Genomic DNA, 23879 nt, shown 5'->3' with positions numbered 1-23879 from the left:
GGAATATACGCGTGTGTGCGGGCATGCGCGCGGGGCTCGCTCAGAATCCGGGAGGGGTTCGGAAAAGTGTAACAAGTGTAACAAGCGTAACTTTTCACGGTAAGCGGCTGATTTAAAAGGGTTCGTCTTGTTACACTTTTAGAGATATAAACGTAACACTGTTACACTTATATACCGTCACAAAGCCCGATAAAAAATCCTTTAAAATCAACGGTGTCACTTTTTTGTTACTCCGTGTGACGTTTTAGGTGTAACATAGAAAATCCAGCAAAATCATATACCTAACAGCCGTTTTAGGCCCCTGTTACGCCTGTTACAGTTTTCCGAGACCCCCTGCACTTCAACAGCATTTCAGGCGTGAAAATGCCCCTGGCTGGCGTGAAAGCGCTTTATATATCCGGCCGTTGAAAAATCGCAGCACGTAGAGCGCGCAGGCGGGGCGGGGTGACCGCGAGCGAGCAGCAGGCACACCCCACCCCATGGGGGTATGGTCCGGGCACAAAAAAGCCCGCGCAGTGGCGGGCAAAGGCGACGCAATCGGGTGGGAGTCAGGGGGTATTCTGGGAGGTCTCGCCGAGGCTGTACGGGCGGAAGCTGATCACCTCCTTACCCACGATGTCGTTAAGCTCCAGCATCCGTTCTTGCAGGGGCTCCAGTTCGTTGGCGGCGAACACGCGGGCGGCTTTCTCCGAATCACCGAAGCCCCCAGTGTTGGAGGGGATGATGCCCATCAGCTGGGGCGGCACGCGGTGGCCGGCCAGCTGGTCGTCCCGGGTGGCGTTCTTGATGTTCCAGAATTCATCCTTCGCCGCCACTTCGCTGATCGGGATCAGCTGCAGGCCGTCTTTCTTTCCATTGGGCGAGTACATGAACAGGTTCTTGAAGTTTCCGGGGCCTTTGCTGTCCTTCAAGGCCTGGCGCATGGTGTCGATGTCTTCCTGTTGCTGGGCCGCGTCTGTCATGTAGAGGATGAACCCGGCGTGGCTGCCGTTCTGGTAGTACTTCCGGCGGAACAGCGTGGCGCTTTCGTTCAGCCAGGCCGACTGCAGGGATCCCAGGTAGTCCGGAACGCCGTACAGTTCCTGGTCGATATCCGGTTCCATGATGTGGACGATGGAATCGGCCGGGAATTCCTTTTTGTCAAACAGGTCATGCACCCACCAGTACTGCCCCGGCTTCACGCCACGCCGGCAGTATTTCGCCAGCGCCGGACGGATCTCGATCAGCCGGCCCAGGCGGTTTTCGATCTTCTCCCCGTACATGTTGCCAAACACCAGGTAATCCAGAGCCATGCGGCTGAAATTCTGCCGGCTCAGGTAGTCGGTAGGCTCGAATGATTTAACCAGGATATTCCGCTTCACCTGCAGGGCGCTGCCATGGTGTGCGGTTGCCCGGTAGCTTTTGGCCAGCGCCGACAGGTCCACCGGCGGTTCGTAGTATTCCTGTTCGGCCAGCCAGCACCCGGTGTAGAGCATGTCGTACCGGTCCATAACGGGTTCGGGATCGCCGAAGGTAAAGGCTTCTGCGTGCGGTGTGCTCATCCGTAAATCTCCAGCATCGAGCCGCCGTGTTCGGTCGGCCCTTCAAGTGGTTCGTTTGCCAGGGCGTGCATAACCGCCCATGCCAGATCGGCATGGCCGGTGTCTTCACGGCGGCCTGATTTGTAGGTCATTTGGCGTTGGGAATCGGTCATCACGCGGCGAATGGCCATGAACGACTGGGCCATATCGGTCCAGCCGGAATCGAACTCCAGGCGGCCACGGTCGATGATGTTCTGGGTTTTGATCACCAGGCGGGATTTCACATCTGGGCTGTAGCGGTACCGGGTGACGGCCGGGAAGAATTTCTCTACCAGCTCGGCGACGGCCTCACCCAGGCCGGTGGTGTCCATACCGATGAACACCACGTTGTAGCGGTGGGTCAGCTTCCGGATTACTTCCGCCTGCTGTTCGTAGTCCAGCCCGCGAAGGCGCTTTTTCTCTATGATGCGGTGCGGCTTGCTGGCCGATTTCGAGGGCGAAACCACGGCCAGCCCTGCCCCATCGCCGTCTTCGCCGCTGCCGGCCGGGTCGTACCCGATCCACACGGGGCTATCTGCCAGCGGTTTTTCGGCGTAGGGCTTCAGGTCTCGCCACTGTATCCAGCTATCGACCATGCACCGCTGCAGTTTGGCCAGCGGGAACACGGCGTGGGTGTCATCAACGAACTGGCACATCAGCAGGTTGGCGTATTCGTCGTCGGAGTACTCCAGCTTGAGCTGGTCCAGGTCGAACAGGTCACAACCACCGGCCAGTGCGTCTTCCACCGTAACGATCTGGCGCCATTGGCCATCGGCGCAGGCCACGCCATTGGCAAGGGCTGCGTGGCTGGTGTCGATTTCAACCCGCTTATCCTTCGCCCGGCGGCGGTTGAACATTTCGCCGGTCCAGAATGGGTAGGCTTCGTGGGTGATCGCGGACGGCGTGGATATGTAGGTCTGGCTCCACTTCTTGTGCATGGCCATGCCGCTGGCCACCTTCCGGAACTCTTTGAAGCCCTGAATCCAGAAGTACTCATCCATGTAAATGTCACCGTGGTAACTCTGGGCGGTGCGGGCGTTGGTACCGAGGAAGTAGAGCGTTGCCCCGTTGGGCAGAACGATTGGATCACCCCGGAGCTCTACGCCCGTTACATCCTTAACGAACTGGACGATGTACTGCCGGAACACATGGGCCTGGGCTTTCGAGGCCGACATGAAGATCTTGTTCTTGCCGGTGGCGAACGCATCCACGATGGCTTCCCGGGCGAAGTACCAGGTAGCACCAATCTGGCGGGATTTCAGAATGTTCCGGATCCGGTTGGTAAGCCCGGCCACACGCCAGCGGTTCTGGTAATCAAACAGCGATTCTTCGAAGGCACTGGTGATCTGTTCCAGCCCCTCTTCCCCGATATCGTTTTTGGCCTTGCGCGGGGCCTTGTTCCGTTCATGCAGGTTCGGGTTCAGGTCAGATTCGCGCCCGGTTTCCTCGTACTTATGCACGCGCGCAAGGCGTTCAATCTGCCGGCCCAGCAGATCGATTTCCTTGAAGTCCTTCCCTTCCTTCTGGTCCTTGAAGATCAGCTGAACCATGCGGGATTCCAGCGACGCTTCAACGCGCTGGATCGGCTCCGCTTCATCCCACTGAAACCGCTTTTTCCAGTTGCTGAAAAGCTGCGGGCTGATTTCCAGGCGCTCGCAAATACGCTGCGGCCGCCACCCCATCCAATACAGGGAGCGGGCCTCAACCAGGTGTTTTCTGAATTCGTCGCTGACCGTTTCGTTCATGCTGCCAGCGTACTGGCTTCACGCGCGAAGCCGTTGCCGGGCTGTTTGTGCGGCGGGGGCGGGACAACTGCAACCTGTTGGAATTGCAGGGCTATGGCACGAATCTGGGGGCACTTGCACCACAACCGGATAAGCATCGCCCAACAGGCACTGGAGAGGCAACATGAAAAAATGGTTCAGGGTGGCTACCGAAGGCGCCACCACCGATGGCCGGGCAATCACCCGCGCCTGGATCGAACAGATGGCCGCGAACTTTAATCCCGAAAAGTACGGCGCCCGGGTATGGCTTGAGCACATGCGCGGCATGTTGGCTGATGGCCCTTTTAAGGCGCTGGGCGATGTCCACGGGTTGCGCGCCGAAGAAAACAGCGACGGCAAGATGGAGCTGTACGCCCAGATCGAGCCCACTGAAGACCTGGTCGCCATGAACAAAGACCGCCAGAAGATTTACACCTCCATCGAGGTGGACCCGGAATTCTCAGACACCGGCGAAGCCTACCTGGTCGGCCTGGCAGTGACCGACTCACCAGCGTCACTCGGTACCGAAATGTTGCAGTTCAGCGCTAAGGCAAAAAACAACCCTCTGAGCGCCCGGAAGCAGAACGCCAGGAACCTGTTTACTGCCGCAACAGAGACCGAGTTCGACTTCACCGAGGATCCCGAAATCGACCCGGACGAGCCCAGCCTGTTCGACCGCGTTAAATCTCTGTTCACCCAGCACCGCGAAACCGGCGCCGCCAAGTTCGCCGACTTCAAACAGGACTTGGAAAAAACCCTGGGCCTTTTCGTAACCGAAGCCCAGGAACTGCGGGGCCAGATGGCCACCACGCAGGGCGAGTACAGCGAGCTCAAACAAAGCCACGACGCCCTGCAGACCCAGTTCAACGAGCTGAAAGCGGAGCTGGAAAAAACACCCCACAACCACAGCCAGCGCCAACCGGCGACCGGCGGCGAATCTGAAATCCTGACTGACTGCTGAAGGAAACCATCATGCGCAACGAATCCCGAGTAAAGTTTAACCAGCTTCGCAGTCAGATCGCGAAGCTCAACCAGGTGGAATCCGCCGCCGAAATGTTCGCGGTCACTCCGACTGCCCAGCAGACGCTGGAAACCAGAATGCAGGAATCCGCCGGCTTCCTGTCCCAAATCAACGTGATCGGCGTTGATGAAATCAAGGGCGAGAAAGTCGGCCTCGGCGTATCTTCGACCATCGCCGGCCGCACCGACACCACTGCGAAAGAGCGCGAGCCGAATGATGTGGCGGATCTGAACTCGAACACCTACGAGTGCGTTCAGACGAACTTCGACACCACGCTCCGCTACAAGACCATTGATGCATGGGCGAAATTCCCTGACTTCCAGGTGCGTGTTCGCAACGCCATCCTCCGCCGGCAGGCCCTGGACCGCATCATGATCGGCTTCAATGGCACCAGTGTAGCTGCCGAAACTGATCGGCAGGCAAATCCTATGCTGCAGGACGTTAACAAGGGCTGGCTCCAGAAATACCGGGAAAACAAACCGGAAAACGTTCTTTCCGAGGTGGTGGATTCATCCGGCAAAGTGAACGTGGGCTCGACTGGCGACTACAAAAACCTGGACGCGCTGGTATTCGATGTCACGAACAACATGATTGACCCGTGGCATCAGGAAGACCCGTCGCTGGTCGTCCTCGTTGGCCGTGACCTGATGGCCGACAAGTATTTCCCGATTATCGACCAGGACAACGCCCCGACTGAACAGGTGGCGCTGCAGATGATCGTCAGCCAGAAGCGCATGGGCAACCTTCAGGTGGCACAGGTGCCGTTCATGCCTGCCGGCGCAATGATGATCACCACGCTGGACAACCTGTCTATTTACTACCAGATCGGATCGCGCCGCCGTCAGATCATCGACAACCCGAAACGGGACCGCATCGAGAACTTCGAAAGCTCCAATGATGATTACGTGGTCGAGGACTACGGCCTGGGAGCTGTCGTCGAGAACATCACTCTGGTGTAAGGGGTAACCCATGGTAAGCCCAGCAAAGAAAGCGTTTGAGAAAAAGAGGGTCGCCCGCGTGGCGGCCCAGGAGCAGGCCGAAAAGCAGGCCCGCCTGGAGGCTGAAAAGCGCCAGAAGGAACTGGAAGAGCGCCGGCAGAAGCACCAGATCAGCCAGCCGCCCAGCGCCCAGGAATCCGGCCCGGTCTCAGCCCCGGCGAACAGCCCGGCCAAAAAGGTGCGCACGCAGCAGCAGGCCAAGAAGGAAGCCCAGGGGGCAACCGATAGCCAGCCGCACGGCAGCGCTTACGACCTGCACTACGCATCCATGATGGAAGACATGCGAGCCCTGCACGATATCGAAAGCGTTCAAGGCAAAATCGAGCGCAAGCGCGAACTCCTGCCCAAGTACGAAGACTACGTGGCGGGCGTAATGGAAGGCGGCACAGGCCATCAGGATGACGTGATCATGAACATCATGGTCTGGTACCTGGACACCGGCCAGTTGGAAAAAGGCCTGGATATCGCCGAGTACGCGGCAAAGCACGGCCTGGAAACCCCGGACCGGTACCAGCGCAGCACCGCCGCCCTGGTATCCGAAGAGGTGGCCGATTTCGTGCTGAAAGAGCGCGGCGAAGGTGAAGAACCCGCCGAGTACCTGGCCCAGGTAAGCCGCGCCTTGATCAACTTCGGCGAATCCGACATGCACGACCAGATCAAGGCCAAACTCTACAAGGCCCACGGCTATCTGCTGCGCGAAGCGGAACAGCCCGAACGGGCGGTGGAGTCACTGAAAAAGGCCCTGGAACTGGACGAACGCGCCGGCGTGAAAATGGACATCCAGGCACTGGAAAAGCAACTCAAGAATTCCGGCCAATAACCGGACCCGAGTCGGCACCCCGACGCCAGGCGGCACGGGGCCCTGAGCCAAGGCCACGCCGGAAGCTCTACGGCCCCGTCCACCGCCTTCAACCGGAGGCAGTATGAGCCTGATAGCCGCAGGCGGCGAAACCGAAAGCACCGCCACCGTCGACAATGCCGAATTTTTCCCGCCCCTGAAGGTGGCCGAATTCCGGGCAGCCATGCGCGTAGACGGCACCATCACCGATGGCCGCGCCACCCACGCCCTGGAATCCGCCCTGTATGACGTAAACCAACAGCTGGCCACCTGGGCAGCCGAAAAGCAGGAAGCCGGAGCGGCCAGCATCGACGCGGTGCAGCCCCCGCCTTGGCTACCCGCTGGCGCCTACCAACGGCTTTACCTGCGCGCCGTGTACGCCACCGCCAAAGCCAGCCTGATCGAACGCTACCGCGACTACGACAGCTCCGGCGAAGGCGACAACAAAGCCGACAAGCTGGACCCCGTAGCCGACGACTACCGCCGCGACGCCGCCTGGGCAATCGCAGACATCACCGGCCGCCGCCGGGCCACCGTGGAGTTGATCTGATGCAGGAAGTGCGAGCCATCCAGGGCGACACCGTAGACCGCATCTGCCACCGCTACTACGGCCGCACTGCCGGCGTAACCGAAGCCGTACTGGAAGCAAACCCCGGCCTGGCCAAACTGGGCCCCATTCTGCCCATGGGAACCGTCGTGCGTATGCCAGCCGTTGAGGCGAAACCAACGAAACAAACCGTGCAGTTGTGGGAGTGACCGTGCCCCCTGAGCAGAATCAGACACCAGAAGAAAGGCTTTACCGCGTAGTGGCCCAGGACCTCGCAGCCCGCCTGCGTGACCTGGAAAAGCTGCATCCACGGGTTAATTCCCTGGAACAGGCAGTAGCGGAAATCCGGTACGACTTCCGGGAGGCCCGCGCGGAACAACAGGAATCACACCGTGAAACCCATGCTGCACTGAACTCATTCCGGAAACGCATGGACCACGACAACCGGGACACGGTGAATGCCCTGAACGAAACCGCAACAGCAACCACAAACGCCATCACAAGCCTGACCGTGAAAGTGGAAAAGCTCGCCAGGAAAGTCGCCTTTGCGGCAGGCGCTATATGGGCGTTCCTGGGGATCGCCGGCGTCGTTTTCGCATTCAGAAGCGAAGTGGTTCAAGTGATGGCTATCGCATTTGGAGGTAAATGATCATGATCCTGGAACACGGCGACGTAGGCGCCAAAGTCGAAAACCTACAAAAGCTCCTGACAGCCCACGGCCACGACTTGGATCCGGACGGCTGGTTCGGTGACGAAACCGAGAAAGCCGTAATCCGCTTTCAGCGCAAGAACGGACTGTTTGTTGACGGCGTGGCCGGGCCCGCCACATTCCAGGCGCTGTCACATCACCTAGACCTTAAAGCCCTTACCGAAGTTGACATAAAGAATTCCGCCACTCGCCTTAATGTCGACATCGCCGCCATTAAGGCCGTGACGGAAGTCGAAAGCCGGGAATCCGGATTCCTGGAGTCCGGTCTACCGGTGATTCTGTTCGAGCGCCATGTCATGTACCGGCAGTTGCCTGCAGACACTCGCAGCATCCAGGCCGCGTCATTCCCTGCTTTGGTCAACTCAAAACCCGGCGGCTATGTGGGCGGAGAATCCGAGTGGCGCCGCCTGAAACGCGCCTGCAGCATCGACCGCGAAGCCGCCATCCAGTCAGCAAGCTGGGGCTTGTTTCAGATCATGGGCTTTCACTGGGCACACCTGGGCTACGCATCCGTTTCTGATTTCTCGGAAGCCATGCACCGCAGCGAGGGCGACCAGTTGGCCGCGTTCGTGAAGTTCATCCAGAAGGATCACCGCCTGCACCAGGCGCTGCAGCAGAAGGACTGGGCAACCTTCGCCCGTTACTACAACGGCCCGGCCTACCGCCGCAACCAGTACGACACCCGCATGGCCGCAGCCTACCAGCGCCACAACGAGATGGAGCGCATTGTATGAAGCTCACGCCCCAGCAGCTGGACGCCTGGCGCATCGTCCCGCGCCTCCTGGTGGCCATGTATGGCGTCATGGTCTGGCGAATCGTTGAATGGTTCATGACCCTGCCAGACCCAACCGCGCCCCAGTCCGCGTTTGTGTCCACCGTGGTGGGCGCGGGTGCTGCCTGGTTCGGCCTGTACGTGAACAGCGGAGGTAATCGGGAATGAAGGTCTACATCGTGGTCGGCCTGGTGGTGCTCTCACTCGCCGGCGCCCTCTGGTACAGCATTGAGCAGACCACCGAGGCCCGGGCAGAACTGGCCTCTACAAACGTGGCTCTGGATAAGCAGGAACAGGAAGCGAAGGAAACCAGAAACCGCCTGAGGGAAATGCAGGCCGAGCGGGACCGCCTCGCGAATCGCCTTCACCGAATCCAAGCCAACGAAGCCCGCCTGGAATCCGCTCTGCAATCCGAACGTGCCAGCCGCGCCCAACTGGAGAAAGAAAATGAAGCCTATCGTGATTGGTCTCGCACTGAGCTGCCTGATGCTGTTGTCCGCCTGCTCCGGAAAGGTCCGATACGAGCAGAAAACGGAGTACCTGGTGTGCGGGAACGTGAAAGCCCTGGCAGCGGAAGAGCAACACCCAAGTCGGCAGGCGGCCACCCAGAACGGAGACCTGCTGGACCTGATTGACCAGTACGACATCAAACTGACCACCCAGAACGACCGCATGGGCGAAATCCGCGCTGAAATCGACAGCTGCGCCCAGAGGGCCAAGAAACTGAGCGACCAGGAACAGCCATGAAAAAACTGGCAGACCTCCGAGCCCACCTGTTGGCCAACGTGCCAGAGCTGCACAAAAACCCGGAAAAGCTGGTCACCTTCATCGAAGATGGCCAGGTCGAATACTGGCGCGGTGGCAACCTGAGCCACAATTACACCCTGCCCGTTCGCCTGATCATCACCGATTTCAGCGCCAGCATGGATTCCGTTATGGTCCCCCTCCTGGCTTGGATGTCATACCGGGAACCCGGTCTGGACCCGGAAAACTCGATCAGCTTCGAAGCGGAAATCCTGAGCAACAACACCTACGACATAGCCATCACCGTCAACATCACTGAACGCGTGATCGTGCGGGCCACAGAAGCCGGGCTGGAAGTGGAACATGTGTTGCCAGAGCCAGCCATGCAGATGAACGACGACGCCGAATGGCAGATCATCTCAGACCTGCAGGGTTTCAACGAACCGGTAGCCGGCGATGACTGACGACATCGACGCCCTTGCCGACTGGGTAGAACCCATCCTCCGGAAAATGGAACCCGCCGAGCGGCGCAAGCTCATGAAAGACATCTCCCGGGAACTGCGCCGGGAGAACCAGCGCCGCATGAAAGAACAGCAGGGGCCAGACGGCCAGGCCTGGGCCCCGAGAAAACCCCGCCTGCGCGAACGTGGCCGCATCCGCAAGAAAGCCATGTTCAGTAAGCTGCGCACGGCCAAATACCTGAAAATCCGCACCAGCCCAGACAACGCCGGGCTTTCCTTCGTGGGCCCCGCCGGGCGGATCGCGGCCATCCATCACTATGGCCTGCGTGCCAAAGTCGACAAGAACGGCCCGGTATACGCCTACCCATCGCGCAAGCTGCTGGGCTTCGCCAAATCCGACCTGGAAATCATCACCGACAAGGTTTTGGAGCACGTCAGCCTGTAGCGAATTTGTCTGGCTGCCCCGCACAACCCGCCCCGCTTCACTCACGCGCGTAGCACCTCAAACTGGGGGCATGAAATCACTAGCCCGAAAAATCGCCGACCTGTACCGGCTCCTGAATAACCTGATCCGCATCGGCACCATCGTTGAAGTGGACCACCAGGCAGCCCGTGCCCGCGTGAAAACCGGCGGCAACACCACCGGCTGGCAGAAGTGGGTAACCCTGCGCGCCGGAACCACCACCGAGTGGAATCCGCCCACCGTGGGCGAACAGGTCGTGCTGCTGTCACCAGGTGGCGACCTGGCCCAGGCGGTGATTCTGGTCGGGCTGTTCACCAGCAATGCGCCATCCAGCAGCAAAGACGAACACAGGCGCGTGTACCCGGACGGCGCCACCATCAACTACGACCACGTGAAGAAAGAGCTGGTGGCCAACCTGCCCGGCAAAGCCAACGTGAACATCACCGGAGACGCCACCGTGAACGTGGGCGGCAACGCCACCACCGCCGTGGGCGGCATCTGCAAAGTGAACGCCGAAATGATCCACCACAACGACGGCAACCCGGTGGTAACCACCGCCCACATCTGCCACCTCACCGGCAAACCGCACGGTGACGGCTCCAGCACAGTAACAGCAGGCAAATAACCATGGCACTCAGCAAAAGCAGCCTGAAAGGCCGAATCATCAGCGAAATGGAAGGCATAGGCTTCAAAAGCACCGGTCAATACAGCTGGGTAGAAGAACTGGCCGAAGCCCTGGCCAACGCCGTGGTAGATGAAGTGCAGCAGAACGCGCAAGTACCCGTAACCAGCGGCTCCAGCGCCGGAACCTATCAGGTGGAATGATGGCAATGAACGCAGCAACCGGCCGCACCATCTCCCGTGCAGACCACATCAGCCAGAGCATGGGCAAGATCCTGGCCACCCCGATTGGCTCCCGCGTTATGCGCCGGGACTTTGGCTCACTCATCCCGGCCCTGATCGACCAGCCCCTGAACGCCGCCACCATCCTGCGCACCTACAGCGCCGCCGTAGTGGCCATCCAGCAGTGGGAACCCCGAGTAAAAATCACCGAAGTGCGCCGCGCCGTAACGGCGGACGGCAAGTTCGCCCTGGAAATCCACGGTGTAGACCGTAAAAGCGGCGAACCCATCAACACCACCGTACCGGCCGGGGGTGCGCAATGAGCGGCCCGATTGATCTGTCCCGCCTGCCGAAGCCCAATGTGATCGAAGAACTGGACTTCGAAACCATCCTGGAACAGCGCAAACAGAAGCTGCTTTCCCTGGTACCGGAAGACCGGCAGGCCGAAGTACAGGAAACCCTGGCACTGGAAACCGAACCGCTTACCATCCAGCTGCAGGAAAACGCCTACCGGGAAATCGTCTGGCGCCGCCGGGTGAACCAGGCCGCCACCGCCGGCATGCTGGCCTACTCCGAAGACGAAGACCTGGACAACCTGGTAGCCAACTTCGAAACCGAACGCCTGATGGTAGACCCCGGCGACCCGGACGCGGTACCACCGGTTCCGCCCACCTACGAAAGCAACGAAAAACTGCGCCTGCGCTCGCAGCAAAGCTGGGAAGGCCTCAGTGTGGCCGGTCCCACCAAGGCCTACGAATACCACGCCCTGTCAGCTGATGGCCGCGTTGCAGACGCCAAAGCCATAAGCCCTGACCCGTGCTACGTGACCGTGACCCTGCTTTCTACAGAGGGCGACGGCACCGCCAGTGCGGAAGAGATCGATATAGTGGATTCGGCACTGTCAGCAGAAGACATCCGCCCAGTAGGCGACCGCCTGACCGTGCAATCGGCCACCATCATCGATTACCAGGTAGACGCCACGCTTTACGTATACCCCGGCCCGGAGCAAGAACCGATCCTGGCCGCCGCCCAGGCATCACTGGAAAAGTACATCAGCGAACAGCGCCGCATCGGCCGGGACATCCGAATCTCAGCACTGCACGCCGCCCTGCATGTGGAAGGCGTCCAGCGTGTGGAGCTCACCCAGCCAGCGGCAGACCTTGTAATCACCAACACCGAAGCCGGGCACTGCACCGCCATTAACCTGAGAATCGGGGGCTACGATGAGTGACGACCGCACGCCCCTGCTACCCAATAACAGCACCCCGCTGGAACGCGCCGCCGCCGAAGCCCTGGCCGAAATCCAGCGGGTACCGGTACCGCTGCACACACTCTGGAACCCGTGGGAATGCCCCGTCCCGCTACTGCCCTATCTGGCCTGGGCCTTCAGCGTCGACCGCTGGGACCCGGCCTGGACAGAAGCCGCCAAGCGCGAAGTCATCGCCACCAGCTTCTACGTGCATAAAAAGAAAGGGACGATTTCCGCCCTGCGGCGCGTGGTGGAGCCCTTGGGCTACCTCCTGGAGGTCATCGAGTGGTGGGAAGCGACGCCCGAAGGTACCCCGGGAACATTCGCGCTCAAGATCGGCGTGCTGGATAAGGGCATAACCCAGGAAATGTACCTGGAGCTCGAGCGCCTGATAGACGACGCCAAACCCTGCAGCCGCCACATCACTGGCCTGGACCTGGCCGGCGAAACCTTCGGCAAATTCTACGCCGGCATGGCCACCTATGACGGCGATGTAACCGCCGTTATGCCCTATATCCCGGGCGACCTGATATCCACCGGCATCGTCCATTTGGGCATCGCCACAGACAGTAACGACTCGGCAACGGTTTACCCCCTATAGGAGCAGCTATGCCAGCAACTTATTACACCGTGCTAACCGAGGTTGGCCAAAGCAAACTGGCCAACGCCGTGGCCCTGGGCCAGACCATCGACATCGCCGAACTGGCCGTGGGCGATGGCAGTGGCTCCCTGCCAACCCCGGAGACCGACCGCACCGCCCTGATTAACGAAGTCCGCCGCGCGGCCATCAACCGCAGCGAGGTAGACGACCAGAACCCTAACTGGGTGGTGGTTGAACAGGTGCTCCCGCCCGATGTAGGGGGCTGGACCATCCGCGAAGTCGGCATTTATGACGTAGACGGCGACCTGATCGGTTACGGCAACTACCCCGAAACCTACAAGCCGGTACTGGCCGAAGGCAGCAGCCGAACCCAAACCATCCGGTTTGTCATGGAAGTGTCCGACACCGCTGCGGTCACCCTGAAAGTGGACCCATCCGTGGTGCTAGCCACCCGAGACTATGCCGACACGGCAGTGGAAAACCACGCCGCCGAAACCGAAGGCGTACACGGCATCCCAGCCGGCAAAGCCGTGATCCACACAGGCTCAGTGGCAACCACCACCACCGCCGGCATCGTTGAAAAGGCAACGCCCACAGAGGCCAAACAGGGCACCGCCGATAAATTCCCAGACGCAAAAGAGGTCCTGGCCGCCATCCAAGCCAACCCCTACCTGGCCGAAGCCCCGGGCAAACCGTTCCCGGTGTTCGACCATCTCACAGGCGTAAACCCGCCCAGCAACGCCGGCACGGCCAAATTCATCAAACTCACCGCCGGTGAGGACGGTGCGGGAGGCTATAACGAGGGCCTGCTGATTAACGAAACCGTGACCGGCAGCGGGCCAACCGTCGAAATAACCGCCGAAATCGCCACCGGCCCGAGCGAGGGCGCCATCGTGCATCTGATCAACTCCGAAAAACGCTACATCGCACCTGGCGAGAGCAGTGGTACAGCTGCAAATGACCAGATGCAGCAGATTACCGGTACTGCCGGTGGACCCAGCGGCGCATTCTTATACGGTGGGATGTCCCAGACTCAAGGCGCTTTCTCAACACCAGAAATAGGGACGCATAACGCTGACGTTGGGTCTTCAAAGACTAGGTTAATTGAATTTGACTCAGCCAACTCCCCCAACGCACGCACCGGTGACCACACCAACGTCAAGCGCATCGAAGCCACCCACTACATGAGGATCGCATAATGCCCTACGCAGCTGACGACCGAGTAAGCAAAGGCCCAATCGATGGCGGCGTGCCCATCTCGGAGGAAAAGTACAACGAGGCCCGGGCGCACGTACTGGCCGACGAGGACAACATGGTGAAGGTCCACGGCGGCAATATGATCCTCACCACCAAACCGGCAAAAATCGACGGCCACGAGGAACCGGTGTGGCAGAACGGCGGGTGGTACCACGCGCCCATTGAAGAAGAGCCCAAAACCATCCAGGAGCTGGCCGACGACAAGCACCGCGAAATCGACACCGCCCGCGCGGATGCGTTCAAGGCCGGCACCGCGTACACATTCCCGGACGGCACCGCCGACCACATCCAGATCCGTCCGGAAGATAAGTCCAACCTTCTGGCCATCGCCATGGAAGCGCGAGAGCTGAAGGCCGCCGACGAAACCGGCCAGGTAATCGAGTTCCGGTCAGCCGCGAACAAAACCTACTGGCTCACCCCAGACCAGGCCATAACCATGACCAACGCCGCCCTGGACGGCGTAAAAGCCATCTACAAGAAGTCGTGGGACCTGAAGGACGAGGTGAACGCGTCGTTGGATGCCGGGGATCGGGAGGGGATCGAAGCTATTTCCTGGTAACATCCTGCCAAATAACAGGGGCCAGAGTCTGGCCCCTAGTTCTCCTGCAAGCCCTCTAGTTGTCCACGCAAGCCGCACAAACCCCGCCCCTCGCAACCCCGCGCGAGTCGTTCATCATGGCGCTAACTACCCGGCAAAACCACACCAGGAGGCGTCATGCCAGACCAATATCACCACGGCGTGCGAGTGACCGAAGTCAGTGACGGCACCCGCACCATCCGAACCGTTGCCACGGCAGTTATCGGCCTGGTGGCAACCGCCCCAGATGCACTGCCCGGCGTCGCCGCCGAAGCGCTGATTAACTCCATTGCTGCAGATGCAGACATGGTGATCACCGCCGCCGCCACCGGCACCGATGGAAACAAAATCCGCATCAAACTGGTAGACCCCGGCACCACCAGCGAAGCCCTGGCCGTGGCCGTCTCCGGCAACGACATCACCGTAACCCTCGCCACAGACGCCGAAGGCGCCATTGCCAGCACCGCCGCCGAAGTGGTCGACGCCATTAACGCCAGCGCCGAAGCCGGAGCCCTGGTAGTCGCAGATCTGGCAGACGGCAACAGCGGCGAAGGCCTGGCCAATCCCGAAGACTTCACCCAGCTTTCCGGCGGCGAAGACGAGCCCTTCCCGCTGAATACCGCCGTACTGGCAACCGACATCAGCCGCGCCATCGGCAACGCCGGCACCAAAGGCACCCTGGCGGTAGCGTTGGACGCCATCGGCGACCAGGTTAAAACGCCCACTGTCATCATCCGCGTGGAAGAATCCGAGGAAGAAAACCAGCAAACGGCCAACGTCATCGGCACCACCAACGAAGACGGAAAGAAAACCGGCCTGCAGGCGCTGCTGTCCGCTGAACAGAAACTGGGTGTTAAGCCCCGCATTCTGGGCTGCCCCGGCCTGGACACGCAGGCAGTCACTGCAGAAATGGGCAGCATTGCCGCCAAACTGCGAGCCTTCGGGTACTTCTACACCCACGGCTGCCAGACCATCAGCGAAGCAATCGCCTACCGCGACCAGTTCGGCAATCGCGAACTGATGCCCATCTGGCCAGAGTTCGAGGCGTTCAACGTCAACACCGCCACCACCGAAATCGCCTATGCCGTGGCTCGCGCCATGGGCTTGCGCGCCTACATCGACCAGACCATCGGCTGGCACAAAACCATCTCCAACGTAGCCGTACAAGGCGTAACCGGCATCAACAAGGACGTAAGCTGGGATCTGCAAGACCCCAACACAGACGCCGGCCTACTGAACGCTAACGAGGTAACCACCCTCATCCAGCGCGACGGCTTCCGCTTCTGGGGCTCCCGCACCTGCAGCGCAGACCCGCTGTTCGCGTTCGAGAACTACACCCGCACCGCTCAGATTCTGGCCGACAGCATCGCCGAAGCGCACATGTGGGCCGTCGATAAGCCCCTGCACCCGTCCCTGGCCAAAGACATCCTGGAAGGCATCCGCGCCAAGTTCCGGGAGCTCAAGAACCTGGGCCTGCTGATCGATGGCGACGCCTGGCTGGACCCGGAAATCAACACCAAAGACACCCTGAAGGCCGGCAAACTCTACATCGATTACGACTACACCCCGGTACCACCACTGGAGAACCTGCAGTTCCGGCAGCGCATCACAGACCGGTACCTGGCCAACTTCGCAAGCCGCGTGAACGCATAAGGAGCTGAAACATGGCACTCCCTAAGAAGCTGAAGCACTTCAACCTGTTCGGCAACGGCAATAACTGGCAGGGCGAAATTGCCAGCCTCACCATCCCCGAGCTGGCCCGGCAGATGGAAGAGTATCGCGGCGGCGGCATGAACGCCCCGGTGGACATCGACATGGGCATGCAGAAGCTGGAATTCCAGTGGACGCCCGCCGGCCTGATCCCGGAGGTGTTCGAGAACTTCGGCACCTCCCAGGCAGACGCCGAGCTGCTGCGCTTTGCCGGCAGCTACCAGCGCGACGACACCGCCGAAACCGTACCGGTGGAAATCGTGGCCCGAGGCCGGCACTCCACCATCGGCATGGGGGATGCGGAATCCGGCGGCAACAACACCGGCTCTGTAACCACCACCCTCTCCTACTACAAGCTCACCATCGCCGGTGAAGACGTAGTGGAAATCGACGTGCCGGGCATGATCGAAAAAGTGCGCGGCGTAGACCGCCTGGAAGAACACCGCCAGAACATCGGCCTGTAGGGAGCCCAAACCATGAGCAAACAAGCAACAGCAGAAGTAGAGCTGGACAGCCCCATCAAACGTGACGGCGGCGACGTAACCACCCTCACCCTGCGCAAGCCCATGTCTGGCGAGCTGCGAGGACTCAGCCTGGCCGACCTCCTGAACCTGGAAGTAGACGCCATCACCCGCGTACTGCCCCGCATCAGCACCCCCGTGCTGACTGAGCAGGAAGCCCGCAACATGGACCCAGCAGACCTGGTGGCGTGCGGCGGCGAGATCTCCAGTTTTTTGCTACCGAAGCGGCTGAAGGGGTAATCCCTCGCCGCGTTGAAGACGCCATGGCAGACATCGCGGTGATCTTTCACTGGTCACCGCAGGCCATGGCCGACATGAGCATTTCCGAACTGATGGAGTGGCGAGAGCAGGCCCGCAAGCGCCACGAGCCGGAGGAATAATGGCCAAATCCCTGGACCTGAACGTAATCCTGGCCGCCCGCGATAAAATCACCGCGCCGCTGAAGAAAATCAACGCCACATCCACCGGTACCGCACGGGCCATCAAACGCAGCCAGCAGGAAATCAAAGGCCTCAAATCGGCCCAGCGCGACATTTCCGCGTTCCGGAAGATGGACGGGGCATTGAGGGACAACAGCCGCGCCCTGGCCGAAGCCCAGGAGCGCCAGCGCAAGCTGGGTAATGCTCTGCGCAACACCAAAAACCCCACCGAACAGATGCGCAAGCAGTACCAGAAGGCCCGGGGCGATGTTGAGAAATTCACCCGCAAAGGCCAGGACCAGCGCAAAGAGCTGGGGCACGTGCGCAAAAGCCTGAAGAATGCAGGCATTGATTCCCGCAACCTGGGCGAGGCCCAGGCCAAGCTGGAAAAGCGCATGGAGGCTGCCAACGGGCGCATCAAGCGCCAGCAAAAATACCTGGCGCAGCTGGGCAAGGCCGACGTTTCCGGGAAGTTCAGCAACATGACCAGCGCCGTAGGCCGGTTCGGCCGCCGTGCTGCGTTCGTCACCGCCGGTACCGCCGCTGGCATTTTCGGTATTGCCAACTCCACCGCTGTACTGGGTGACCAGGTGGCCAAGAGTTCCGACGCCCTGGGCATCCAGATCGGCAAATACCAGGAGCTGAGCTACGCCGCCAAGCGCTCCGGCATCAACAACTTTGACAGCAACATCCAGGCCTTCACCAAACGTCTCGGCGAAGCCGCACGCGGTACCGGAAGGGCGAAAGACGCCCTGGAATCCCTGGGCCTATCTGCAGACGCCCTCACCCAACTGTCACCCGATGAAGCCCTGGCCGAAGTGGCCGAGCGCATGAAAGATGTGGACGACCCGGCCCGTCGCGCCAGCCTGGCCGCCGACATGTTCAGCCGAAGCGGCATGAACATGGTCAACATGCTCAAGGACGGCCGCGAGGGCCTGAAACAATACGGGATCGAAGCCCAAGCCACAGGCAATGTTCTGTCCACTAAAACCGCGCGGGACGCCGAAGTGTTCCAGGATGCCCTGCTGAACGCCCAGATGGGCATTGCCGGCATGAAGAACACCATCGGCGCAGAGCTCATGCCGGCCATCAGCGGGCTGATGGGTGACGCCTCCGCATGGATGCGAGAAAACCGGGACCAGGTCAAAGCCTGGGCCAAGGAATTCGGCACCGGCCTGCGTGACGCCATCCCCGTACTGAAAAGCATTGCCACCGGTGCAGCCGCAACGGCCCGCACGTTGGGCAGAATTACCAGCGGCTTGGCCGATCTGGTCGGCGGCTTCGACAACCTGGGCATGATTCTGGCCTTCCTGATTGCCATGAAACCCGCCCTGGCCATCGCCGGTTTTGCCAAGTCCATATTTACAGCCACTAGCGCCGTGGTCGGCCTGGCTGGTGGCATGCCAGCCGTAGCCGCCGGTATTAAAGCCATTGGCGTGGCCCTCACATCCAACCCCATCGGCGTCACCGTTATGGCAATAGCCGGTGCGGCGTATCTCATCTACCGGAACTGGGATGGTATCGCCTCCTTTTTTCTGGACCGCTGGAAAGAAGTGAAACAGGCATTCAGCGGCGGCCTGGCCGGCATCGGCAAACTGATACTTAACTGGTCACCAGTGGGCTTGTTTTACAAGGCATTCAAAGGCGTCATGAACTGGTTCGGCGTAGACCTGCCAGACACCTTCACCGGCTTCGGTGGCCAGATCCTGGACGGCCTGGTAAGCGGCCTTACCGGCGGCTTGAAAAAGGTAAAAGACACCGTGGTGAACGCCGGCAAGAAAACCATCGGCTGGTTCAAAGACGTTCTGGGCATCAAATCACCCAGCCGCGTATTCATGGCCGCAGGCAACGACACCCTGGAAGGCTACCGCCGGGGCCTGGCACAGAAAGAGCCGGACGCGCTGAAGCAAGTCAACAGCTTCGGCAAGCGCATGCGCAACGCCGGGGCCGGAATTGCCATGGGCGCAGCCGCCATGCCCGTGGCCGCCGGTACCGTGCAGGTAGACAGTCGCCCGCCTGTGGCTGCGCCAGCAACCCAGGCAGCGCCAGCAGGTGGCGACAACATCACCATCCACGTGCATGCCGCGCCAGAGCAAAACGCCCAAGACATCGCCGCCGAAGTCCGCCGAGCACTGGCAGAGCGGGACCGCCAAAAGGCCCGCCGCGCCGGCAGCGCACTGTACGACAGGGACTAAACCGCAATGATGATGACCCTTGGCATGTTCGTGTTCGAAACCCAATCCCTGCCCTATCAGCAACTGCAGCGGGCCACGCAATGGCGCCACCCCAGCCAGGCCCGCGTAGGCCAGCGCCCCGCGTACCAGTTCACCGGCCCCGGGGAAGACACCATCCAGCTCTCTGGCACCCTGTACCCGGAGCTCACCGGCGGCCGCATGACACTGGACGACGTGCGAATCATGGCCGACGAGGGCAAAGCATGGCCGCTGATCGAAGGCAGCGGGCGGGTGTACGGATTCTGGAGCATCACCAGCGTGACCGAAACCAGCACCGTGTTTTTCAGCGACGGCACCCCACGGAAAATCGAATTCAGCATCAGCCTGATTCGGGTAGACGACAGCAACTTCCAGGACTTCCGAGACCAGGCCGCAAACAACCAGGACGCCGCCATCGGCCTGGGCCTCTACCAGCCACGCCGTAATGGTGGCGGAGGCTCGCTGGCATGAACCACAAAGCCCCGGACTACCGCCTGGTGGTGAACGGCCAGGACATCACGCCCAAAGTAAACGGCCGCCTGATCGACCTCACAGTCAGCACCAAACGTGGAGACGAGGCCGACACCCTCAGCATCACACTCAGCGACCACGACGGCGCCCTGGAGATCCCGCCCAAGGGCGCAGAAATCCAGGTGGCGTTCGGCTGGCGCGGCCAGCCCCTGGAAGAAAAAGGCCTTTTCACGGTAGACGACGCCAGCTTCAGCGGCCCGCCGGATGTCATCAGCATCAGCGCGCGCGCTGCAGACATGCGCGGCGATCTGCCCACCCGCAAAACCCGCAGCTGGCACCAAACCAACGTGGGCGACCTGGTGGCCACCATCGCCGACAACCACAGCCTGGAGCCAGTGATCGGCAGCGCCCTGGCGGGCCGCACCATCGAACACCTGGACCAGACCGACGAAAGCGACCTGAACCTGGTCACCCGCCTGGCCGAACAGCACGACGCCATCGCAACCGTGAAATCCGGCCGCCTGCTGTTCCTGCCAAAAGGCCAGGCCGAAACCGTCTCCGGGCAGGCCATGCCGCTGATCACCATCACCCCGGGCGATGGCGACGGGTACAACTACAGCGAGAAAGACCGCGACAACTACACCGGCGTGGTGGCCTACTACAATGACCTGGACGCGGGGGAGCAAAAGCCCGTGCAGGCCGGCACCGACGAACGGACCAAACGCCTGCGCGGCACCTACGCCAACCAACAGGAGGCCAACGCCGCAGCCGTGGCAGAGCTCAACCGGATAAAACGCGGGGAGGCGGAGTTCAGCATCACCCTGGCCACCGGCCGGCCAGACATCGGCCCGGAATTCCGGATGCGGGTACAGGGGCTGAAACGGCAGATTAACGAACGGGAATGGGTGGTGGTTTCTGTCGCCCACAGCGTGAGCGACAGCGGTTTAGTGTCCAGCCTGGAGGCTGAAACCGGGAATGGGTAACGGTCAGATCCGCCCCGGCTCCATTTCCAGATTGATCACCGTTTTGGTGAACGGATCATAGTCACAGCGGTAAATGTAGTTCTGGAAAGCACCATAGGCGTTGGAGAACTGAACCCGGTCACCGTAGTAAGTCAGCGTGCCCTCTTCCTGGTCCAGCCAGGCCCTGCGGGTTAGCTTGGTATCGGGGTATGAGTCGGTCCACTTCACTTCATACTGCGCCTGGCGCTCGATCTGCTTCTGGCAGCGGTTAGTGGCCGCCGCCCAGTTTTCCTTGCCCCAGCACTGAAGATCCTGCCGGCAGGCTTCTGCATCCATCTGGGCTTCCGCTTTCACTGCATCGGCTTCTGATACCGCCGCCTCCGATTCATCATCAGACACCAGCCACGCCCCAAAACCAAACAAAACAACGACCACCACAGCAGTGCCGATGGCCATTTCCTTGGCGGTCACCCCGGGGTTTGAAACGCCGCAATGCGGGCACTTCTTGGCGGTGGTGGATACTTCCTGTTTGCACTCTTTGCATTTGGTCATTGCCATGGTACTGCTCCATTTTCGCTTTTATGACTATCCATTTTCCGGAATATGACGGGCTATTCATACTCCCAGGATTCCGGGATTTCCCCGGTATCCAGCATCATCTTCAACCCCGGCTCATCAATAATTAAGCAGCCCCGCTCCCTTGCCTTGGCAACTTTTGCCGGCCCGGCATTCGGACCACAACAGAGGAAAGCCAGGTCTTTGGTCACATCCTTTTTAACGGCCATTTCGTGGCTACGAGCCATATCCTCAAGGGCGCCTCTTTGAACCTTTGGGAATCCAGTGAAGCAGATCTCCGGACGGGTATCGATTGTCGGTGGCGGCGGTGAATAAGGCTCCGTTAAGACGTCTGCGCCAGCATCCAGGTAAGAGTTCACCCGATCCTTCCGGAAGGTCCGGAACCGGCCATCGACAGAACACACTCCTTGTAGGTAGCGGCCCGATTCTTTCCACTCCGAAAGCCGCCAGTCCGTGGTATGGCCTCGCGAATCAGTGTAGTTAAAACAGATGATTTCCATGCCATTACTCCCTGAGTCAGCCAACACCCAATTCTCATTTCTTCTTCTAGAAAACGCGCCCGCCGCGCCAATGGCACAGGCCGATAATCTCGATCTGGTCCAGGTTTTCCGGATGGACCACCTCTTCCCGGTACATCTCGTTGTCGCTGGACACCCTCAGCGAACCATCCGTCATCCGCTGTAGTCGCTTGATCCGAAGCGCATCACCAAAACGAAGAGCGAAAACGCCGTCAGGCTTTCTCTTTGATAGATCGACCAGGACGGTATCCCCATCATGCAGTGTGCTATCCATGGAATCGCCGGCAACACGAATAAGCGCCAGCGTGGCCTTGTTCAGCCCCTCCCGGGTGAGCCAGTCGTTGGAGAATTTCCGGTAACCAACAATGTTTTCGTCTTCAAAGAAAGAGCCGTCGCCGGCGCTGGCTTCAACGTCATATAGAGGAACTTCTGTGTATTCCTGGTCTACGTAGTAGCCTGCCGATGGCTCTCTAACCGGTTCTGATATACCCACGCCCAAAAGCAACCAGTCCAGGCTAAGGCCCTTTTCTTCCCGCAGTTGAATGCACTGGTCCAGAGGGATCGTGCCCCGAGCCTTCCAGTTGTAAACCATCTGTGGGTTAACCCCGAAATGCGCCGCCAGATCTTTATCTCGGTCAAGCCCCAGGCACTCTTTCATTCTGGTTACTATTGATAACCCATTATATTTTTCGTCACTCATTTATATTTCCGATAGATAAATAAAATCGCATGTTTGTTTACCGGCAACCATTTATGCGTCTATCATTCTGTGTAACACGACATAACACAGAGGATACACCATGGCTGCCGCCAATAAACCCGTCTTCTCCCGCGCCCCATCCGGCGTTGTTGTCGGCAAACCGGTTGCGCTCCGCCTGATGGAACAGGAACGCGACGAGCTGCACGACATCGCCAAAAAGGAAAGCCGCTCCATGGCTGCCCAGGCCCGCATCTTCTTTTTGCAGGGACTGGAGCAGTACAAAAGCGGCCAGCAAGCCTGAGACCTAAGGAAAACGCCATGTATCAGGACCCCAAACGAATCCGGAAAAACCGCGTCAGCATCAATCTGGACGACTACGAAGCCGCTTTGATCAACGCCCTGGTGGATTACACCGGCACCGACCGGGCCGGGCTGATTCGCCAGATGCTGATAGCCCAGGCTGAGTCCGCCTTGCTGCCCACGGGAGAAAGCATGACCGCTGGCGCCGGGAATACCGAGGCGCACATTCGCACCTTTTGAGGTCCTGAAAATGCCGGAAATCTCCTTAGAGCTGACACCGGAGGAACAACGCCTCCTCGAAACCATACGGCAGCAGCAGGGGCTGGAGACTCAGGACCAGGCCGCCGAGTGGCTGGTCAAGCAACGGTTAAAAGGCTCGAGCCTGAAACTCACCGGGCGAAACCGCGCCCTTCACGCAGTAGGAGGCCCCCGCAAGTGACCGAGGCCAGAGTAAAGAAACCCATCAAGCGCAATTACTTGCGCATCTTCTGCCCGGACTGCGGGGAAGTCTGCCGGGTGCGAACCAGCCAGAAGCTGGATTCGCTCCTGCGCCGGGCCTACGTGATGTGCCAGGACATCGAGTGCGGCTACCGGGGCTCGATCCACATCGAGCACGTGGCCCGCCTGTCGGCCACCGGCAAAGAGAAAGATAAGCGCATCCCATACACCGAATCCCTGAAGCGCCACCTGCAAATAGCCCTGATCGGTGACGAAAGCGACGCAAGCAAGGAAGGAAACGACCAATGACAGCCACTGCCCAAAACGCCATCCACAACGCCGCCTACAGCCAACTGATCGCCCTGCGCGATTCCGGCACCAGGGCGGAAAGCGCCATCACCATGGTGGCCGAAACCCTGGTGGAGGAATTCAGTTGCAGCCTGCGCCGGGCCACGTTCATCGCAGTCACCGCATGGACTGACCTCGACAGGGCCGCCACCGCCGGGGCCTACGTCGATACCACCTGCACCAGCGGCAACATGGTGGTCATACAAGACCCCAGCACCGGCCGCACCAGCATCTTTTCCGTTCGAGAACTGCTGGCCCTGCGCGAACAGGCCACCAAGCACTACCTGAACGCCTGAACCGG

35 protein-coding genes are annotated in these 23879 nt (G+C 60.2%); 30 read left to right on the top strand and 5 right to left on the bottom strand.

Annotation, left to right across the window (positions count from 1 at the left end; translation table 11 throughout):
• Positions 1–548: 548 nt before the first annotated feature.
• Positions 549–1541, bottom strand: a complete 993-nt coding sequence (locus HNR38_RS04785) for a phage portal protein (protein ID WP_183700322.1) — start codon at positions 1539–1541, stop codon at positions 549–551.
• Positions 1538–3304 carry a terminase large subunit domain-containing protein gene (locus tag HNR38_RS04780; RefSeq protein ID WP_183700320.1) on the bottom strand — a complete coding sequence of 589 codons (1767 nt, stop codon included), beginning with the start codon at positions 3302–3304 and terminating at the stop codon, positions 1538–1540. The genes HNR38_RS04785 and HNR38_RS04780 overlap by 4 nt, the downstream gene beginning before the upstream one ends.
• A 163-nt stretch (positions 3305–3467) precedes the next feature.
• On the opposite strand from HNR38_RS04780, the gene HNR38_RS04775 reads away from it, so the two are divergent.
• The 25 genes from HNR38_RS04775 (at position 3468) to HNR38_RS04655 (ending at position 20719) form a co-directional block, all read left to right on the top strand.
• The gene (locus HNR38_RS04775; protein WP_183700318.1) at positions 3468–4283 is read left to right on the top strand and encodes a GPO family capsid scaffolding protein; all 816 of its coding nucleotides are present in this window, start codon (positions 3468–3470) and stop codon (positions 4281–4283) included.
• 11 nt (positions 4284–4294) lie between these two features.
• Entirely contained in the window at positions 4295–5302 is a 1008-nt protein-coding gene (locus HNR38_RS04770) for a phage major capsid protein, P2 family (protein WP_183700316.1), read from the top strand.
• A gap of 10 nt (positions 5303–5312) precedes the next feature.
• Positions 5313–6161 carry a phage terminase small subunit gene (gpM, locus tag HNR38_RS04765; RefSeq protein ID WP_183700314.1) on the top strand — a complete coding sequence of 283 codons (849 nt, stop codon included), beginning with the start codon at positions 5313–5315 and terminating at the stop codon, positions 6159–6161.
• 103 nt (positions 6162–6264) lie between these two features.
• Positions 6265–6729: a head completion/stabilization protein gene (locus HNR38_RS04760; protein ID WP_183700312.1), complete on the top strand. Its 465-nt coding sequence runs from the start codon at positions 6265–6267 to the stop codon at positions 6727–6729.
• The gene (locus HNR38_RS04755; protein ID WP_183700310.1) at positions 6729–6935 is read left to right on the top strand and encodes a tail protein X; all 207 of its coding nucleotides are present in this window, start codon (positions 6729–6731) and stop codon (positions 6933–6935) included. Before HNR38_RS04760 ends, HNR38_RS04755 begins: the two co-directional genes overlap by 1 nt.
• 2 nt (positions 6936–6937) lie before the next feature.
• Positions 6938–7375 carry a hypothetical protein gene (locus tag HNR38_RS04750; protein ID WP_183700308.1) on the top strand — a complete coding sequence of 146 codons (438 nt, stop codon included), beginning with the start codon at positions 6938–6940 and terminating at the stop codon, positions 7373–7375.
• A gap of 2 nt (positions 7376–7377) precedes the next feature.
• Entirely contained in the window at positions 7378–8169 is a 792-nt protein-coding gene (locus HNR38_RS04745) for an N-acetylmuramidase domain-containing protein (RefSeq protein ID WP_183700306.1), read from the top strand.
• Positions 8166–8375 carry a hypothetical protein gene (locus tag HNR38_RS04740; RefSeq protein ID WP_183700304.1) on the top strand — a complete coding sequence of 70 codons (210 nt, stop codon included), beginning with the start codon at positions 8166–8168 and terminating at the stop codon, positions 8373–8375. The genes HNR38_RS04745 and HNR38_RS04740 overlap by 4 nt, the downstream gene beginning before the upstream one ends.
• Before the next feature lie 279 nt (positions 8376–8654).
• A complete protein-coding gene (gene lysC / locus HNR38_RS04735) occupies positions 8655–8954 on the top strand; it encodes an Rz1-like lysis system protein LysC (RefSeq protein ID WP_183700302.1) in 300 nt (99 codons plus the stop codon).
• Positions 8951–9415, top strand: coding sequence for a phage tail protein (locus tag HNR38_RS04730; protein WP_183700299.1), 465 nt, complete (start codon positions 8951–8953; stop codon positions 9413–9415). Before lysC ends, HNR38_RS04730 begins: the two co-directional genes overlap by 4 nt.
• Complete coding sequence (locus tag HNR38_RS04725) at positions 9408–9857, top strand: phage virion morphogenesis protein (RefSeq protein ID WP_183700297.1); 450 nt, start codon at positions 9408–9410, stop codon at positions 9855–9857. Before HNR38_RS04730 ends, HNR38_RS04725 begins: the two co-directional genes overlap by 8 nt.
• Positions 9858–9927: 70 nt before the next feature.
• On the top strand, positions 9928–10500 hold the full coding sequence (locus HNR38_RS04720) for a phage baseplate assembly protein V (protein WP_183700295.1): 573 nt from the start codon (positions 9928–9930) through the stop codon (positions 10498–10500).
• A 2-nt stretch (positions 10501–10502) separates the two neighbouring features.
• Entirely contained in the window at positions 10503–10700 is a 198-nt protein-coding gene (locus tag HNR38_RS04715; protein ID WP_183700292.1) for a hypothetical protein, read from the top strand.
• Between the two features lie 5 nt (positions 10701–10705).
• Positions 10706–11041: a GPW/gp25 family protein gene (locus tag HNR38_RS04710; protein WP_221275668.1), complete on the top strand. Its 336-nt coding sequence runs from the start codon at positions 10706–10708 to the stop codon at positions 11039–11041.
• On the top strand, positions 11038–11949 hold the full coding sequence (locus tag HNR38_RS04705) for a baseplate J/gp47 family protein (RefSeq protein ID WP_183700287.1): 912 nt from the start codon (positions 11038–11040) through the stop codon (positions 11947–11949). Before HNR38_RS04710 ends, HNR38_RS04705 begins: the two co-directional genes overlap by 4 nt.
• Positions 11942–12568: a phage tail protein I gene (locus tag HNR38_RS04700; protein WP_183700285.1), complete on the top strand. Its 627-nt coding sequence runs from the start codon at positions 11942–11944 to the stop codon at positions 12566–12568. Before HNR38_RS04705 ends, HNR38_RS04700 begins: the two co-directional genes overlap by 8 nt.
• An 8-nt stretch (positions 12569–12576) precedes the next feature.
• Complete coding sequence (locus HNR38_RS04695) at positions 12577–13767, top strand: phage tail protein (RefSeq protein ID WP_183700283.1); 1191 nt, start codon at positions 12577–12579, stop codon at positions 13765–13767.
• Positions 13767–14384: a DUF4376 domain-containing protein gene (locus HNR38_RS04690; protein WP_183700281.1), complete on the top strand. Its 618-nt coding sequence runs from the start codon at positions 13767–13769 to the stop codon at positions 14382–14384. Before HNR38_RS04695 ends, HNR38_RS04690 begins: the two co-directional genes overlap by 1 nt.
• Before the next feature lie 156 nt (positions 14385–14540).
• Positions 14541–16055, top strand: coding sequence for a phage tail sheath protein (locus tag HNR38_RS04685; protein ID WP_425488692.1), 1515 nt, complete (start codon positions 14541–14543; stop codon positions 16053–16055).
• 11 nt (positions 16056–16066) lie between these two features.
• Positions 16067–16576, top strand: a complete 510-nt coding sequence (locus HNR38_RS04680) for a phage major tail tube protein (RefSeq protein ID WP_183700279.1) — start codon at positions 16067–16069, stop codon at positions 16574–16576.
• A 12-nt stretch (positions 16577–16588) separates the two neighbouring features.
• Entirely contained in the window at positions 16589–16873 is a 285-nt protein-coding gene (locus tag HNR38_RS04675) for a phage tail assembly protein (RefSeq protein ID WP_183700277.1), read from the top strand.
• 23 nt (positions 16874–16896) lie between these two features.
• Positions 16897–17013, top strand: coding sequence for a GpE family phage tail protein (locus tag HNR38_RS04670; RefSeq protein ID WP_183700275.1), 117 nt, complete (start codon positions 16897–16899; stop codon positions 17011–17013).
• Positions 17013–19247 carry a phage tail tape measure protein gene (locus HNR38_RS04665; RefSeq protein WP_183700273.1) on the top strand — a complete coding sequence of 745 codons (2235 nt, stop codon included), beginning with the start codon at positions 17013–17015 and terminating at the stop codon, positions 19245–19247. The genes HNR38_RS04670 and HNR38_RS04665 overlap by 1 nt, the downstream gene beginning before the upstream one ends.
• Positions 19248–19253: 6 nt before the next feature.
• Positions 19254–19736 (top strand): phage tail protein, encoded by a 483-nt coding sequence (locus tag HNR38_RS04660; protein ID WP_183700271.1) that lies wholly within the window; start codon positions 19254–19256, stop codon positions 19734–19736.
• Complete coding sequence (locus HNR38_RS04655; RefSeq protein ID WP_183700269.1) at positions 19733–20719, top strand: contractile injection system protein, VgrG/Pvc8 family; 987 nt, start codon at positions 19733–19735, stop codon at positions 20717–20719. Before HNR38_RS04660 ends, HNR38_RS04655 begins: the two co-directional genes overlap by 4 nt.
• 3 nt (positions 20720–20722) lie before the next feature.
• On the opposite strand, the gene HNR38_RS04650 is transcribed toward HNR38_RS04655, so the two are convergent.
• Genes HNR38_RS04650 through HNR38_RS04640 form a run of 3 tightly spaced genes read right to left on the bottom strand, consistent with a single transcriptional unit; the run spans position 20723 to position 22492 of the window.
• On the bottom strand, positions 20723–21256 hold the full coding sequence (locus HNR38_RS04650; protein ID WP_183700267.1) for a hypothetical protein: 534 nt from the start codon (positions 21254–21256) through the stop codon (positions 20723–20725).
• A 53-nt stretch (positions 21257–21309) separates the two neighbouring features.
• Positions 21310–21774, bottom strand: a complete 465-nt coding sequence (locus HNR38_RS04645; protein WP_183700265.1) for a BRCT domain-containing protein — start codon at positions 21772–21774, stop codon at positions 21310–21312.
• A 46-nt stretch (positions 21775–21820) separates the two neighbouring features.
• Positions 21821–22492, bottom strand: a complete 672-nt coding sequence (locus tag HNR38_RS04640) for a LexA family transcriptional regulator (RefSeq protein WP_183700263.1) — start codon at positions 22490–22492, stop codon at positions 21821–21823.
• 100 nt (positions 22493–22592) lie between these two features.
• Here HNR38_RS04640 and HNR38_RS04635 point away from each other — a divergent pair, with 100 nt between their 5' ends.
• The 5 genes from HNR38_RS04635 to HNR38_RS04615 are packed head-to-tail and all read left to right on the top strand — an operon-like array spanning position 22593 to position 23874.
• Positions 22593–22793: a hypothetical protein gene (locus tag HNR38_RS04635; RefSeq protein WP_183700262.1), complete on the top strand. Its 201-nt coding sequence runs from the start codon at positions 22593–22595 to the stop codon at positions 22791–22793.
• A 17-nt stretch (positions 22794–22810) separates the two neighbouring features.
• Positions 22811–23032 carry a ribbon-helix-helix protein, CopG family gene (locus HNR38_RS04630; protein WP_183700260.1) on the top strand — a complete coding sequence of 74 codons (222 nt, stop codon included), beginning with the start codon at positions 22811–22813 and terminating at the stop codon, positions 23030–23032.
• Positions 23033–23042: 10 nt separating this feature from the next.
• Positions 23043–23231: a hypothetical protein gene (locus HNR38_RS04625; RefSeq protein WP_183700258.1), complete on the top strand. Its 189-nt coding sequence runs from the start codon at positions 23043–23045 to the stop codon at positions 23229–23231.
• Positions 23228–23539 carry an ogr/Delta-like zinc finger family protein gene (locus HNR38_RS04620; protein ID WP_183700256.1) on the top strand — a complete coding sequence of 104 codons (312 nt, stop codon included), beginning with the start codon at positions 23228–23230 and terminating at the stop codon, positions 23537–23539. The genes HNR38_RS04625 and HNR38_RS04620 overlap by 4 nt, the downstream gene beginning before the upstream one ends.
• Entirely contained in the window at positions 23536–23874 is a 339-nt protein-coding gene (locus HNR38_RS04615) for a hypothetical protein (protein WP_183700254.1), read from the top strand. Before HNR38_RS04620 ends, HNR38_RS04615 begins: the two co-directional genes overlap by 4 nt.
• The last annotated feature ends 5 nt before the right edge of the window (positions 23875–23879 follow it).

The sequence above is a fragment of the Marinobacter oulmenensis genome (assembly GCF_014201735.1).
In the GTDB taxonomy this organism is placed as follows: Bacteria; Pseudomonadota; Gammaproteobacteria; order Pseudomonadales; family Oleiphilaceae; genus Marinobacter; species Marinobacter oulmenensis.
The sequence above is the reverse complement of the archived record's forward strand: the minus strand, read 5'-3'. Positions and strand labels throughout refer to the sequence as shown.

Bases quoted from the DNA above. Each gene is read 5' to 3' on its own strand.
- HNR38_RS04785 (WP_183700322.1), bottom strand. From the start codon at position 1,541: ATGAGCACACCGCACGCAGAAGCCTTTACCTTCGGCGATCCCGAACCC.
- HNR38_RS04780 (WP_183700320.1), bottom strand. From the start codon at position 3,304: ATGAACGAAACGGTCAGCGACGAATTCAGAAAACACCTGGTTGAGGCC.
- HNR38_RS04775 (WP_183700318.1), top strand. From the start codon at position 3,468: ATGAAAAAATGGTTCAGGGTGGCTACCGAAGGCGCCACCACCGATGGC.
- HNR38_RS04770 (WP_183700316.1), top strand. From the start codon at position 4,295: ATGCGCAACGAATCCCGAGTAAAGTTTAACCAGCTTCGCAGTCAGATC.
- gpM (WP_183700314.1), top strand. From the start codon at position 5,313: ATGGTAAGCCCAGCAAAGAAAGCGTTTGAGAAAAAGAGGGTCGCCCGC.
- HNR38_RS04760 (WP_183700312.1), top strand. From the start codon at position 6,265: ATGAGCCTGATAGCCGCAGGCGGCGAAACCGAAAGCACCGCCACCGTC.
- HNR38_RS04755 (WP_183700310.1), top strand. From the start codon at position 6,729: ATGCAGGAAGTGCGAGCCATCCAGGGCGACACCGTAGACCGCATCTGC.
- HNR38_RS04745 (WP_183700306.1), top strand. From the start codon at position 7,378: ATGATCCTGGAACACGGCGACGTAGGCGCCAAAGTCGAAAACCTACAA.
- HNR38_RS04740 (WP_183700304.1), top strand. From the start codon at position 8,166: ATGAAGCTCACGCCCCAGCAGCTGGACGCCTGGCGCATCGTCCCGCGC.
- lysC (WP_183700302.1), top strand. From the start codon at position 8,655: ATGAAGCCTATCGTGATTGGTCTCGCACTGAGCTGCCTGATGCTGTTG.
- HNR38_RS04730 (WP_183700299.1), top strand. From the start codon at position 8,951: ATGAAAAAACTGGCAGACCTCCGAGCCCACCTGTTGGCCAACGTGCCA.
- HNR38_RS04725 (WP_183700297.1), top strand. From the start codon at position 9,408: ATGACTGACGACATCGACGCCCTTGCCGACTGGGTAGAACCCATCCTC.
- HNR38_RS04720 (WP_183700295.1), top strand. From the start codon at position 9,928: ATGAAATCACTAGCCCGAAAAATCGCCGACCTGTACCGGCTCCTGAAT.
- HNR38_RS04715 (WP_183700292.1), top strand. From the start codon at position 10,503: ATGGCACTCAGCAAAAGCAGCCTGAAAGGCCGAATCATCAGCGAAATG.
- HNR38_RS04710 (WP_221275668.1), top strand. From the start codon at position 10,706: ATGAACGCAGCAACCGGCCGCACCATCTCCCGTGCAGACCACATCAGC.
- HNR38_RS04705 (WP_183700287.1), top strand. From the start codon at position 11,038: ATGAGCGGCCCGATTGATCTGTCCCGCCTGCCGAAGCCCAATGTGATC.
- HNR38_RS04700 (WP_183700285.1), top strand. From the start codon at position 11,942: ATGAGTGACGACCGCACGCCCCTGCTACCCAATAACAGCACCCCGCTG.
- HNR38_RS04695 (WP_183700283.1), top strand. From the start codon at position 12,577: ATGCCAGCAACTTATTACACCGTGCTAACCGAGGTTGGCCAAAGCAAA.
- HNR38_RS04690 (WP_183700281.1), top strand. From the start codon at position 13,767: ATGCCCTACGCAGCTGACGACCGAGTAAGCAAAGGCCCAATCGATGGC.
- HNR38_RS04685 (WP_425488692.1), top strand. From the start codon at position 14,541: ATGCCAGACCAATATCACCACGGCGTGCGAGTGACCGAAGTCAGTGAC.
- HNR38_RS04680 (WP_183700279.1), top strand. From the start codon at position 16,067: ATGGCACTCCCTAAGAAGCTGAAGCACTTCAACCTGTTCGGCAACGGC.
- HNR38_RS04675 (WP_183700277.1), top strand. From the start codon at position 16,589: ATGAGCAAACAAGCAACAGCAGAAGTAGAGCTGGACAGCCCCATCAAA.
- HNR38_RS04670 (WP_183700275.1), top strand. From the start codon at position 16,897: ATGGCAGACATCGCGGTGATCTTTCACTGGTCACCGCAGGCCATGGCC.
- HNR38_RS04665 (WP_183700273.1), top strand. From the start codon at position 17,013: ATGGCCAAATCCCTGGACCTGAACGTAATCCTGGCCGCCCGCGATAAA.
- HNR38_RS04660 (WP_183700271.1), top strand. From the start codon at position 19,254: ATGATGATGACCCTTGGCATGTTCGTGTTCGAAACCCAATCCCTGCCC.
- HNR38_RS04655 (WP_183700269.1), top strand. From the start codon at position 19,733: ATGAACCACAAAGCCCCGGACTACCGCCTGGTGGTGAACGGCCAGGAC.
- HNR38_RS04650 (WP_183700267.1), bottom strand. From the start codon at position 21,256: ATGGCAATGACCAAATGCAAAGAGTGCAAACAGGAAGTATCCACCACC.
- HNR38_RS04645 (WP_183700265.1), bottom strand. From the start codon at position 21,774: ATGGAAATCATCTGTTTTAACTACACTGATTCGCGAGGCCATACCACG.
- HNR38_RS04640 (WP_183700263.1), bottom strand. From the start codon at position 22,492: ATGAGTGACGAAAAATATAATGGGTTATCAATAGTAACCAGAATGAAA.
- HNR38_RS04635 (WP_183700262.1), top strand. From the start codon at position 22,593: ATGGCTGCCGCCAATAAACCCGTCTTCTCCCGCGCCCCATCCGGCGTT.
- HNR38_RS04630 (WP_183700260.1), top strand. From the start codon at position 22,811: ATGTATCAGGACCCCAAACGAATCCGGAAAAACCGCGTCAGCATCAAT.
- HNR38_RS04625 (WP_183700258.1), top strand. From the start codon at position 23,043: ATGCCGGAAATCTCCTTAGAGCTGACACCGGAGGAACAACGCCTCCTC.
- HNR38_RS04615 (WP_183700254.1), top strand. From the start codon at position 23,536: ATGACAGCCACTGCCCAAAACGCCATCCACAACGCCGCCTACAGCCAA.